We start from the raw sequence: 12,717 nt of genomic DNA on the forward strand, positions 1-12,717 counted from the left end.
TCTCTTTCCATAAAGTAGGAAAGAGAAAGACCTTTTTGTGTTATAATATAAGGGAATATGACTTTTTTCCGGTCCGGGGAGGACTGGGAAAAGTGGGCATAAAGCAGTACAGAAATCTACAATCCGGCGGAGGTACCTAACTTATGAAGAAAAAGGCATTGGCCTTAGGCATTACAATGGCATTGGCACTGCCCGGTATGGCATCGGCAGCCATTATGGATTATGGCTACGACGGGGGCAAGCTCAGTTCCAAGGACGGCCCCGGCTACCAGCCCCAGCAGACCATCGATGACGTTCAGGCAAGCGCCGCAGTGCAGGAACGTTCCCGCCGCCTGCAGGATCAGCCGGATGCCCAGACGGAAAAAGTAACCCTGGCAGGCCAGGAAACCGTAACGGAGCAAAAGGAACGGGAAGAACGGGGCGAAAAGGTGGCCAGCGAATCCACCCTGCCCATTACCATCTACGGGGATCAGGTGACCTACAACTCCGAAAGCGGGGATTTTAAGGCCACCGGCAACGTGCGCCTGTATCAGGGCAACCAGAAACTGTATACCACGGAAGCCACCGGCAACTCCAAAACCGGGGATGTGTACCTCTTGACCGGGGGCCGCATTGTGAACTCCAGCGGGGGCAGCACCAGCGTCACCAACGGCAAATGGGGCCACTACAACTTCCTGGACAAAACCGGTACCATCAAGGATATTTCCGGCACCAACGGCAAGGATATCTACCGGGCCAACATCGGGGAAGTGTACCCGGACCGGGTGGAACTTACCGATGGCGGGGAAACCACCCGCTGCCCGGCAGTCAAGCACCCGCCCTGCGTAGATGTAAAGGCCGAAAAGGTCATCATCTACCCCAAGGACAAGATTATTGCCTATAACGTAAAGGTGTATATCAAAGGCGTCCATGTGTATTCCCGGGACCGCTGGATCAACCGCTTTGGCGATGATGACCAGGGCCAGAGCCTGATTCCCCATATCGGCTACACCAAGGACCATGGCACGGAAATCCGCTACAATTTCAACGTTCCCCTCAGCGACAAGAACGTGGCCACCGCTGAACTGAAGTACTACTCCAAGATTGGCTGGCGGCCCCTGTACTACGACGTTCAGGACGAACGGAACTTCTACGTGCGCATCCAGGACGGCCATACGGAAGACTCGGACAACAACTGGATCCGAAAGAAACGGGACGTCTTGATTGGCTACAAGAGCCATAAATTCAACGACAAATGGCCGCTGAACTATTCCGCCTACTATAGCCATGGCCTGTGGAAGGACAACTGGAAGGAAAGCTGGCATACGGAATACGGGGTGTTCCTGACCCACGATCCCATCTACCTGACCCATGAAGCTAATCCCCTGTCCCTGAACCTGGGCATGGGCCACAAGTGGGTCAAAGAAAGCATCAACGACGAAACCAAAAAGACCATGCTGTATTCTGCCACCCTAGGCAAGAGCTTTAGCGGCGGCTGGAACACCTGGCTGGGCTACTACTATCAGAAGGAACACAGCTCCGTCTTCGCCTACAACGACCCGGATATGGCCAAGGAACTCCAGTGGGGCATCATCAAGCAGTTGGGGCCCAACGACCGGCTGACCTGGCTGCTCCGCTACGATGAAGGCAAGAGCCAGATTTACGAATACATCTACCGGTGGAGCCACGATTTCTGCTGCTTCCGGCTGGAACTGGAATACCGGGATAAGAAATACAATAATGACAATGAATGGAGTGTGAAATATGACCTCTTCCGTTGGTAATGCACAAGAACTGATCAGTGCCCGCTTCCTGGAACATGAGAAACTGGTCCATAAGGTCATGGGCAGCAAGCGCCTGCTCCGGAACCTGGAAGACGCAGCCGGGATGGTTTCTATGGCCCTGGCTGCCGGCGGCAAAGTGATGTTCTGCGGCAACGGCGGTTCGGCTGCGGATGCCCAGCATTGGGCTGCGGAAATTGTGGGCCGCTTCCAAAAGGAACGGCCGGGGATGGCCGCCCTGGCGCTCACTACGGATACGTCCATTTTGACGGCGGTGGGCAACGATTACGGCTACGACAAGATTTTTTCCCGGCAGGTAGAAGGCCTGGGCCGGGAAGGGGACGTGCTGGTGGGAATTTCCACCTCCGGCAACAGCAAGAATGTGCTGGAGGCCATTGCCAAGGCCCGGGAAAAGCACATGAAGGTCATTGGCTTTACCTGCAAGGACGGGGGCAAGATGGCGGAGCTCTGCGACGTGCTCCTGAATGTGCCTGCGGAAAACACCGCCCGGGGCCAGGAAATCCATGAAATCATGGGCCATATTCTCTGTGAGCTGGTGGAAAGTTATGCGTAATACCCAAAGCACCCAATTTTTGACTGAAGATATCCAGAAACTGAAAATCGCCGTTTTGGGCGATGTGATGCTGGACCAATATATTTATGGAGAAGTGAAGCGCATTTCCCCGGAAGCGCCCGTGCCCGTGAACCGGGTGCGGAAAATGGAAGCCGTTTTGGGGGGCGCCGGCAACGTGGCCGCCAACCTGGCGGGCCTGGGGGTCCAGGTCTATATGGCCGGGGTCACCGGCGCCGACAGCCACCGGAAAGAGCTGGAGAAGAAGCTGGCTCAGGCGGGCATCGACTACGGCGGGCTTTTGCCCATGCCGGAACGGAAAACTATTACCAAACTGCGGATCATCGGAGCCCGGCAGCAGATGCTGCGGCTGGACTTTGAGGAGCCCGGAGACCTGGTGCCGGAAGAGGAGCGGCTGCTGCTGGAATGGCTGACCCAGAAGCTCCAGGAAGGCCTGAACGGGGTGATTCTCTCCGACTACGCCAAGGGCGTGTGCTCCGACCATTTCTGCCGCCAGGTCATCGATACGGCCCATGTGTTCCAGGTGCCCGTGCTGGTGGACCCCAAAGGCTCCGACTGGCATAAGTACACCGGCTGCGACTTCATTACCCCCAACGTAAAGGAAATGTGCGAAGCTGCCGGGGAAGTGGTGCCCAACGAAACAGAACCCCTGGTCCGGCTGGCCGCCAAGGCCCGGGACCAGTTCCAAATCAGCAATGTGGTGGTGACCCGCTCGGAAAAGGGCGTGTCCCTGATCAATAAAAACGAAGTGATTACCGAAGCCGCTACGGCCCGGGACGTGTTTGATGTGTCTGGGGCCGGGGATACGGTGGCGGCGGTGCTGCTGGCTGCAGCGGCGGGTAAGCTGCCTCTGGCAGAAGCCCTGAACCTGTCCAACAAGGCAGCCGGCATTGTGGTATCCAAGGTGGGCACCTATCCGGTGCACCGGGAAGAGCTGCTGAAGGAAGTCCTTGCCTGTGAAGAACGGGAAGGCCAGGATTACCGGCCGTTAAGCTGGGACGAAATCGAAAGCCTGGCCCGGACCTGGAAGACCGCCGGGGAAACCGTGGTCTTTACCAACGGGTGCTTTGATATCCTCCATGCAGGTCATGTCCAGTACCTGGAGCAGGCCGCTCAGCTGGGCCGTCACCTGATTGTAGGGGTGAACACCGACGACTCGGTGAAGCGGCTCAAGGGAGAAACCCGGCCTCTCAACAAGGAAAATGACCGGGCTCGGCTTCTGGCAGCCCTTGCCTGCGTGGATGCCGTAGTATTTTTCAGCGAAGATACGCCTACCAACTTGATTGCCCGGATTCGGCCGGACATTCTGGTCAAAGGCGGCGACTATACACCGGAACAGGTGGCCGGGCGGGAATACGCCGGCCAGGTCCGGATCCTTCCCTTTAAGGAAGGCTATTCCACCACGGGGGTAATTGCCAAGATTGCCGCCCTGGTGAAGGAGGGTAAAATATGATTATTGTGACCGGCGGTGCCGGCTTTATCGGCAGCAACATTGTAAAAGGCTTGAACGACCTGGGCCGGGACGACATCTTGGTGGTGGACAACCTGACCAACATGGTGAAGTTCAAGAACATCCAGGGCCTGAAGGTCATGGATTATCTGGACAAAATCGATTTCCTGCAAAAAATCAAAGCAGGGGAATTCAACCATACGCCCATTGACGTGATTTTCCATGAAGGGGCCTGCTCCGATACCATGGAATATAACGGCAAATACATGATGGAAAACAACTTTGAGTACACCAAGACCCTGATGCACTTTGCCCTGGACCGGAAAATCCAGTTCCTGTACGCTTCTTCCGCTTCCACCTACGGCAGCGGCAAAAACGGGTTCCGGGAGGAACCGGCCTGCGAAGAAGCCCTGAACGTGTATGCCTTCTCCAAGCTGTTCTTCGACAACTATGCCCGTCGCTACTTTGACAAGGCGGACAGCCAGATTGCCGGCTTCCGTTATTTCAACGTGTACGGACCTCAGGAAAACCACAAGGGCAAGATGGCTTCCCTGGTACGCCAAATGTTCCTGGAATGGAAGCAGGACCACAAGGTGAAGCTGTTTGGCAGCTACGACGGCTACGGCCCCGGTGAGCAGACCCGGGACTTTGTGTACGTAAAAGACGTGGTGAAGGTGCTATTCTATTTCTGGCAGCATCCGGAACTGAAGGGCGTGTACAACCTGGGTACGGGCCATGCCCATACCTTTAACGATATGGCCCATGCCGTACTGGAATTCTTCGGCAGCGGCGAGCTGGAATACATTCCGTTCCCCGAAGGCCTGAAGGGCAAATACCAGAGCTACACCCAGGCCGACGACACCCGCCTTTTGGCGGCCGGCTACGATGGCGGCTTTACGGACTTCAACACTGCCGTAAAGGAATACTGCCAGCTGCTGGAAGAATCGGATGGGTATTATAAGGCATGAGTACGGAACTGGAAAAAGCAGTGTTCTTTGACCGGGACGGAGTCCTGGACGTGGACAAGGGCTATATCTACCGGCCGGAAGAGCTGGAATGGGTGGAGGGGGCACGGGAAGCCGTGGCCTTGCTCCGCAGCCTGGGGTACGCCATCTACGTGGTGACCAACCAAAGCGGCATTGCCCGGGGCTTTTATACCAAGGAGCAGATGGACCAGTTCCATGCCCATATGAACGCGGAACTGGCCAAGGCCGGTGGGAAAATCGACGGCTTCTACCACTGTCCCCATCATCCCACCAAAGGGGTGATTCCGGAGCTGACCGTGGCCTGCGGCTGTAGGAAGCCCGAACCGGGTATGCTGCTCCAGGCCATGGAAGAGCATCCCATTGACCGGCACGCCTCCTTTTTGATCGGGGACAAGGCCTCCGATGTGGAAGCGGCCCTGGCGGCGGGAGTGCCCGGCTACCGGTTTACCGGGAAAAATCTGCTGACCTTTGTCCGGCTGGTGCTGCGCAGACAGAAGGTGCACTGTGACTGTTAAAGACTATAAAAATATTTTGATCATCAAAATGAGCTCCCTGGGGGACGTAATCCATGCCCTGCCCTTTGCGGCGGCCCTGCGGTCTGCGTACCCCGAGGCCAAGATTACCTGGCTGGTCCACCCCCAGTTCGGAGCCTTTATCCCAGAACCGCCTGTCATTGACGAGATTCTCTACTTTGACAAGGCGGCTTTTGGCCGTATGAGCTGGCACGCCAAATGGCAGTGCCTGAAGGAAACCCGGGCCATGCTCCAGGCCAGGCATTTTGACCTGGTGATTGACCTTCAGGGCCTGTTTAAAAGCGCCGTGATGGCATACCTGACCGGGGCCCCGGAAAAAATCGGCTACTGCGAAATGCGCGAAGGCAGCGGCCTGGTGTCCCGGGCCATTACCGGGCCCCATGCCCACGACCACGTGATTGAGCGGTACCTGGACGTAGCCCGGTACCTGGGAGCCAAGGTGGACCAGGTCCGCTATCCCATGCCGGAACTCAAGGAAGAATGCCTGCTGATGCGGAACCGGCTGATCCGGGCCGGTGTCCGGGCGGAAACCCAGCTGCCCTATGTGGTGCTGGTGCCTGGTGCCCGCTGGGTCACCAAACGCTGGCCGGCGGAATCCTACGGGAAGCTGGCCCAGCTGTTTATGGACCACGGCTATTGGGTGGTGCTGGCCGGCGGCCAGGGAGATGCAGCCCTGGGAGAACGGATCCAGGAAGAAACCCGCTATAACCCCAAGGTCATCAATCTGATTGGCAGTACGGGCCTTCGGGAGCTGGGAGCCCTGATCAAGGGCGCCCTGTTCTACATGAGCGGGGATACGGGGCCTCTGCACATTGCTGCCGCCTACGGAAAAAAACTGGTGGCAGTCTACGGACCTACCCGGCCGGACCGGACGGGCCCCTATGGGGACCCGGACGCCACAGTGCTGGTCAGCCCGGTTTCCTGTGCCGGCTGCCTGAAAAAGCAGTGCAATCATTGGGAATGCATGGCGGCCGTTACGCCGGAGCAGGTGTATGCCCTGTTTGAAGACAAGCTGAAGGGAGGAGACCATGGAACTCGCCAATAAAAAAATTATCGTGACCTTCCTGATGCACCTGGGAGACCTGGTGCTGACCACGCCCTTCCTCCATGCCCTGCGGCAGGCCGCTCCCGGAGCGGAAATCACCTACCTGGTGGACCAGAAGCTGCGGGAAGTGGTGGACCATAACCCCAATATCGACCAGGTCTGGACCATCGACAAAAAAGGGAAGGACGACCATTTGTCCGCCCTGTGGGCCATGAGCAGAAAAATCTCGGCCGCCCACTTCGATATCCTGATCAACCTGCACCCCAACGAGCGGTGCTCCTTTATTGATGCCATGGCGTCGGTGCCGGTGAAGGTGGGGGCCTCCCACTTTTTGTTCCGGCCCTTCTTTCACCCCTATCTGAAGCTGAACCGGACCCTCCACGCCGCAGATATGTATCTGGACGTGCTGACCCGGCTGGGGGTGAAACCCCTGGTCCATAACGGCCTGGAAGTCTTCCCCGGTCCGGAGCAGCAGGCCAGGGCGGCAGAGTTTTGGGACCAGCAGGACCTGAAGCCGAAAGAAAAGGTAGTGGGCTTTAACATCGGCAGCGCCGTGGTCACCAAACGCTGGGCACCGGAACGGTTTGCCCAGGTGGCGGATACCCTGGCCCAGGAAGGGTACCGGACGGTATTCTTCGGCGGCCCCATGGACGAAACCATGGTCCAGGAAGCCATTTCCTTTATGCACAGCCGCCCCATGGTGGCGACGGGGAAATTCTCCCTGGGAGCCCTGGCCGCAGCCATGAGCCGGTGCAGCCTGATCATCACCAACGACAGCGGCCCCATGCACGTGGCCATCAGCCAAAAGGTGCCCATTGTGGCCATGTACGGCCCCAGCCACCCGGAACTGTACGGCCCCTATACGGATAAGGCCACCATCGTCCGGGCCATCCCGCCCTGCGACGGGTGCCGGAACGGCATGAAACACCACTGCGACGATATGCGCTGTATGCGGGATTTGACCGTGCAGCAGGTGCTCCAGGCGGCCCATCACTGGCTGGACGAAAAAAAATAGGGAAAAAACCAAAAAAGTTGAAAAAAGTACTTGCAAAATCCTTTGAAATCGTGTAAGATATCAAAGTAATCGGTTGAGACAACCGGTTGCAGGACGTGGTCCGCTAGCTCAGCTGGTAGAGCACCTGACTCTTAATCAGGGTGTCCAGAGTTCGATCCTCTGGCGGATCACCACTTTTTTTTGGCCGGATGGTCAAGCGGTTAAGACACCGCCCTTTCACGGCGGTATCGGGGGTTCGATTCCCCCTCCGGTCACCATCACGGGCGATTAGCTCAGCTGGGAGAGCGTCTGCCTTACAAGCAGAATGTCGGCAGTTCGATCCTGTCATCGCCCACCACAAAAGAAGACGATATACGCGCAACGCTGTATCGTCTTTTTTATTTACCTAAAAAAGTATTTAATAAATTTACAAGAAATATCCTAAGGACATGGAAATTTTCCATGTCCTTTTTGACGTTCTGGTGTGCCCTTAAAAGGCGTTTGAACGGTCGCAGCTGGACCCTAAGTAATTTGTACTAACGGAGGTAAAAGAAGCCGCTAGAAGGAAATGTGGGGCTGCTGCAGCACTCCTTTCTGGCGGCTGTATAGAGACAGAAAGATTTAGGATTCTGGTGCTGAGAGGCTAATGGACAAAAAAGGGGCAGAGTCATTTTCAATCTATACCGTTTGAAGCTAAGCAAATCCCAGCAGCTGAAACATTAAGTAAAAATGCAGGAAAACTGATGGGGAAATAGTATATGCTTTATGATAAGATAATAATATTAATAAATCACTTGGCTGCTAGTGTAAATAAGCACCTGTGGATTAGATTCTGCAAAGTGAAGAAAAGATTGCTTTTATAAGGGGAATACAACACCCCATCAAACCAACAAAATGCATCTAGCTAGGACCAATGTAGAAGTACTGAGCTGATTTGTATTGCAAAACTTGGATCACCCTGACGTAATAGACAAAATTTTGGTTTTCTTTTAATGTTAAGCAGATGTAATTTAAGAGAGAGTATTTTTCTACATAGTCTATGCTACAATAGATTTAAACTTAGAACTGGAAAGAACAAAGAAAATCTACATGTAATCCTTAGGGTTTGTATCGGCTAGATGGCTATATTTCTGCCAACCTGGCACAAAAATCTACCGGTTTTTCGGAAGCCGACTTAAAGCTGCTTTGGGACGCTTTGGTCAATTTGTTTGAAAATGACCATTCTGCTGCCAGAGGCAATATGGCTGTGCAGAAATTGTATGTATTCAAGCATGATTCTGTGATGGGTAATGTACAAGCCTATAAACTGTTTAACTGTGTGCAGGTAGAAAAGAAGGATGCTCAGAAAGTTGCACGCGCGTTTGAAGATTATGCTGTAATAGTAGATACCGCAGCTTGGCCGGCAGGGGTACACTGTACGGAAATGGTTGAGCAAGAAAAAGTAAAAGCATAAATCGACACATCACCATACGTGATAAAATGGCATATAATAAAAATAGATATCTCTTATTGTCAGGAATTCGGCACTTTGCATTTTGCAGGCGACAATGGGCACTTATCCATATTGGAATTAAGGCTGGATATAATCCAGTTGGAAAATTAATCCGGTTATGCGAACCAAAAGCTCCCATAAGTTTTAATAATGATTTTGCGTGCTCCAAAGGACTTGCTTTATGAGATTCGCAAAATTGTAGGTTGAATCCCGCAGGGATTCAGTGTTTTTTTGTTTGACAGTCGCTCCCCGCAAGGGGAGCGTGGATTGAAATGCGCTATCCCCCAGGTTGGTAACAACGGATGTAATGTCGCTCCCCGCAAGGGGAGCGTGGATTGAAATAGACGCGATTTTCAGGGCGTTTTGAAGAATCGTCGTCGCTCCCCGCAAGGGGAGCGTGGATTGAAATCCTGGGCTGTCTCCCAGGGCACCGGTTCCGCCCCGTCGCTCCCCGCAAGGGGAGCGTGGATTGAAATGTTGGCCGTGGGGACGGTGGTTTGGCCCGTCACGGGTCGCTCCCCGCAAGGGGAGCGTGGATTGAAATTTCTCTCGGATTAAATTGATGTATGCCAGCTTGGTCGCTCCCCGCAAGGGGAGCGTGGATTGAAATTGACAGGCGATGTTACAGGCACGGCTGACAAGGCGTCGCTCCCCGCAAGGGGAGCGTGGATTGAAATGGCAACGTGGTAGTCCCCAGGTAATCCACCAAGGTCGCTCCCCGCAAGGGGAGCGTGGATTGAAATTGGAGCCGTTGATGTTGTCCCGCAAGGCTTCCAGGTCGCTCCCCGCAAGGGGAGCGTGGATTGAAATTTGATTTCGATTTTCCCGGCGAATAGGTCCACGGGTCGCTCCCCGCAAGGGGAGCGTGGATTGAAATAGACAGCCCACGGATTTTTTTAGACCATGTGCTGGTCGCTCCCCGCAAGGGGAGCGTGGATTGAAATCGTAAATCGGCCCGGATTTCGCCGGAACATCTTATGGTCGCTCCCCGCAAGGGGAGCGTGGATTGAAATTGAGCAATTCATCTAACATTTTAAAATACCAATCAGCGTCGCTCCCCGCAAGGGGAGCGTGGATTGAAATTGAACTTAAAATTGCTAAATTTTGCGGTAGAAGGTGGTCGCTCCCCGCAAGGGGAGCGTGGATTGAAATTTCCGTGCTTCGTCCATCATCCGGAAGAACCATGGTCGCTCCCCGCAAGGGGAGCGTGGATTGAAATCGGAGGCCACCACCGGCTATCACGGGACCCTCACGTCGCTCCCCGCAAGGGGAGCGTGGATTGAAATCATGTGTCCATAATTTTTCTCATATACGGAACACGTCGCTCCCCGCAAGGGGAGCGTGGATTGAAATACTCTTACTACTGATTATAGTGAGAGGGCATCTTTGTCGCTCCCCGCAAGGGGAGCGTGGATTGAAATACATTGTATCCAGAGAACACAACGGGGGTGACAAGTCGCTCCCCGCAAGGGGAGCGTGGATTGAAATTGTATGAAAGGAGGATGGATGCTCCATGTCGGGTCGCTCCCCGCAAGGGGAGCGTGGATTGAAATCAATGGTGCCAGCCAACAAAGCCGTTCCGATTGTGTCGCTCCCCGCAAGGGGAGCGTGGATTGAAATTTATATGCCCCTGTAGCTCAATAGGAAGAGCACTGTCGCTCCCCGCAAGGGGAGCGTGGATTGAAATTACCTGCTCAGGGCTATAATCGTTAACCCATTGGGTCGCTCCCCGCAAGGGGAGCGTGGATTGAAATAAGTGAGGGGGGGAGAAAAGTGATGGAAACAGAGTCGCTCCCCGCAAGGGGAGCGTGGATTGAAATAGAAAAGATAATGGTCATCGCCACCATTTTGCCGGTCGCTCCCCGCAAGGGGAGCGTGGATTGAAATAACCGAGGATGATCTGGAAGTCCACCCGATTCTGGGTCGCTCCCCGCAAGGGGAGCGTGGATTGAAATCAACCATAAACTCCCCGGTTATAGCCGACTTTTAGTCGCTCCCCGCAAGGGGAGCGTGGATTGAAATGTGGGGGGGGCAGCTGTGCTCTTAGAACTTCAAGTCGCTCCCCGCAAGGGGAGCGTGGATTGAAATGTCTATATCCAGCGGAACCAGAATGGAGACATTGTCGCTCCCCGCAAGGGGAGCGTGGATTGAAATATCGGCTGCAATTTTCATAGAGCCATTGGACGTGGTCGCTCCCCGCAAGGGGAGCGTGGATTGAAATTCGACATCCAGCAGACGGCTGATAAGGCTGCCAAGTCGCTCCCCGCAAGGGGAGCGTGGATTGAAATTTATTTTGGACATGTTGTTGGAGCAATAATACGGTCGCTCCCCGCAAGGGGAGCGTGGATTGAAATCCTTGCAGAGTTCGCCGCCGCTGTAGCACTGTCGTCGCTCCCCGCAAGGGGAGCGTGGATTGAAATTGCGTCTCAAATGATGCAGTTTTTTAGTCAGACAAGTCGCTCCCCGCAAGGGGAGCGTGGATTGAAATACAACTCACCAACGAAGCCTTGGAAGAATTGAACGTCGCTCCCCGCAAGGGGAGCGTGGATTGAAATTTGCCGTCCGTCTCAGCCAATAAAACAATGGAAGTCGCTCCCCGCAAGGGGAGCGTGGATTGAAATTGAACAGTTTTTAGCAGAAACATGACTGATTGTTGTCGCTCCCCGCAAGGGGAGCGTGGATTGAAATATCAAAACAAATTTCCGCGTTCTGCCCCTTGCAGGTCGCTCCCCGCAAGGGGAGCGTGGATTGAAATGTAGAGGGGGTAGCATAATATATAAATATATCCGTCGCTCCCCGCAAGGGGAGCGTGGATTGAAATAAAATATAAAACACCGAAAAACGGCGTATTTCCTAGTCGCTCCCCGCAAGGGGAGCGTGGATTGAAATCAGGTAGTCGGCAACGTCTCCCTTAACCGGGCAGTCGCTCCCCGCAAGGGGAGCGTGGATTGAAATATGATGGGTTTGCTCTCGATTATATCCTCTTTAGTCGCTCCCCGCAAGGGGAGCGTGGATTGAAATCAGCTCAGCAAACGTCTTGCATCGCTTGTAGTCGTCGCTCCCCGCAAGGGGAGCGTGGATTGAAATGGTGGCAACCAACCCCACAACAATATGCCACCGGTCGCTCCCCGCAAGGGGAGCGTGGATTGAAATCCTACGGAGACCCCATTATCTCTGAGTGCAGAGTCGCTCCCCGCAAGGGGAGCGTGGATTGAAATTCAATGATACCTTGGGCAATCCTAGCTCCCTTTGTCGCTCCCCGCAAGGGGAGCGTGGATTGAAATTCTGGGACGTGAGCAATATCCGGTATTCATCAAGTCGCTCCCCGCAAGGGGAGCGTGGATTGAAATATTGACGCAATCATCGATGAATGTAAAGAACAGGGTCGCTCCCCGCAAGGGGAGCGTGGATTGAAATCGGGAGAAGCCGTGACAGCAAATCCGCAGGTTCCGTCGCTCCCCGCAAGGGGAGCGTGGATTGAAATAACCAGCTGTTTCAACCCTTTCGTCGTTACCGGCGTCGCTCCCCGCAAGGGGAGCGTGGATTGAAATTTGAAGACTTTCGTTACTCTCTTAGGCGTTATCGTCGCTCCCCGCAAGGGGAGCGTGGATTGAAATAAAATGCTCACAATCCCGGTTGTACGGGGCAATGGGTCGCTCCCCGCAAGGGGAGCGTGGATTGAAATTTACGTAGCTCGTCCAACATCCTAAAATACCAGGTCGCTCCCCGCAAGGGGAGCGTGGATTGAAATGCGACACATTTAGCAATCCGGGTGCGCTCCAGGGTCGCTCCCCGCAAGGGGAGCGTGGATTGAAATATCGGTGGGCGGCTGATGGCGGTAAACGTCAGTGGTCGCTCCCCGCAA

Annotated in this window: 8 protein-coding genes, 3 tRNA genes, 1 pseudogene and 1 CRISPR repeat array (1 of these 13 cut by a window edge); all 12 genes and pseudogenes read left to right on the top strand. The window is 54.6% G+C overall.

Annotation, left to right across the window (positions count from 1 at the left end; genetic code table 11):
* Positions 1 to 143 precede the first annotated feature (143 nt).
* Positions 144 to 1,763, top strand: coding sequence for an LPS-assembly protein LptD (locus tag LKE88_RS12020; protein WP_105327033.1), 1,620 nt, complete (start codon positions 144 to 146; stop codon positions 1,761 to 1,763).
* The gene (gene gmhA, locus LKE88_RS12025; RefSeq protein ID WP_105327034.1) at positions 1,744 to 2,334 is read left to right on the top strand and encodes a D-sedoheptulose 7-phosphate isomerase; all 591 of its coding nucleotides are present in this window, start codon (positions 1,744 to 1,746) and stop codon (positions 2,332 to 2,334) included. The genes LKE88_RS12020 and gmhA overlap by 20 nt, the downstream gene beginning before the upstream one ends.
* On the top strand, positions 2,327 to 3,805 hold the full coding sequence (gene rfaE1, locus LKE88_RS12030) for a D-glycero-beta-D-manno-heptose-7-phosphate kinase (protein ID WP_105327035.1): 1,479 nt from the start codon (positions 2,327 to 2,329) through the stop codon (positions 3,803 to 3,805). Before gmhA ends, rfaE1 begins: the two co-directional genes overlap by 8 nt.
* Positions 3,802 to 4,770 (top strand): ADP-glyceromanno-heptose 6-epimerase, encoded by a 969-nt coding sequence (gene rfaD / locus LKE88_RS12035; RefSeq protein ID WP_105327036.1) that lies wholly within the window; start codon positions 3,802 to 3,804, stop codon positions 4,768 to 4,770. Before rfaE1 ends, rfaD begins: the two co-directional genes overlap by 4 nt.
* Entirely contained in the window at positions 4,767 to 5,303 is a 537-nt protein-coding gene (locus LKE88_RS12040) for a D-glycero-alpha-D-manno-heptose-1,7-bisphosphate 7-phosphatase (RefSeq protein ID WP_105327037.1), read from the top strand. The genes rfaD and LKE88_RS12040 overlap by 4 nt, the downstream gene beginning before the upstream one ends.
* Positions 5,293 to 6,366, top strand: coding sequence for a lipopolysaccharide heptosyltransferase II (gene waaF, locus LKE88_RS12045; RefSeq protein ID WP_231086394.1), 1,074 nt, complete (start codon positions 5,293 to 5,295; stop codon positions 6,364 to 6,366). The genes LKE88_RS12040 and waaF overlap by 11 nt, the downstream gene beginning before the upstream one ends.
* Positions 6,350 to 7,381 carry a glycosyltransferase family 9 protein gene (locus LKE88_RS12050; RefSeq protein ID WP_105327038.1) on the top strand — a complete coding sequence of 344 codons (1,032 nt, stop codon included), beginning with the start codon at positions 6,350 to 6,352 and terminating at the stop codon, positions 7,379 to 7,381. Before waaF ends, LKE88_RS12050 begins: the two co-directional genes overlap by 17 nt.
* A 97-nt stretch (positions 7,382 to 7,478) precedes the next feature.
* Positions 7,479 to 7,554: transfer RNA gene (locus tag LKE88_RS12055), tRNA-Lys, on the top strand.
* Positions 7,555 to 7,563: 9 nt separating this feature from the next.
* Positions 7,564 to 7,638 (top strand) — tRNA-Glu (locus LKE88_RS12060).
* Positions 7,639 to 7,642: 4 nt separating this feature from the next.
* Positions 7,643 to 7,718: transfer RNA gene (locus LKE88_RS12065), tRNA-Val, on the top strand.
* A 747-nt stretch (positions 7,719 to 8,465) separates the two neighbouring features.
* A complete protein-coding gene (locus LKE88_RS12070; protein ID WP_105327039.1) occupies positions 8,466 to 8,813 on the top strand; it encodes a type I CRISPR-associated protein Cas7 in 348 nt (115 codons plus the stop codon).
* Positions 8,814 to 8,839: 26 nt separating this feature from the next.
* Positions 8,840 to 8,926, top strand: a pseudogene (locus LKE88_RS13220) (CRISPR-associated protein Cas4); the annotation flags it as partial.
* Positions 8,927 to 9,093: 167 nt separating this feature from the next.
* Positions 9,094 to 12,717: a CRISPR direct-repeat array (repeat unit 33 nt; unit sequence GTCGCTCCCCGCAAGGGGAGCGTGGATTGAAAT); it runs 4,169 nt beyond the window's last position.

Origin of the sequence: Acidaminococcus hominis (assembly GCF_022484025.1) — a bacterium.
Taxonomy (GTDB): domain Bacteria; phylum Bacillota; class Negativicutes; order Acidaminococcales; family Acidaminococcaceae; genus Acidaminococcus; species Acidaminococcus hominis.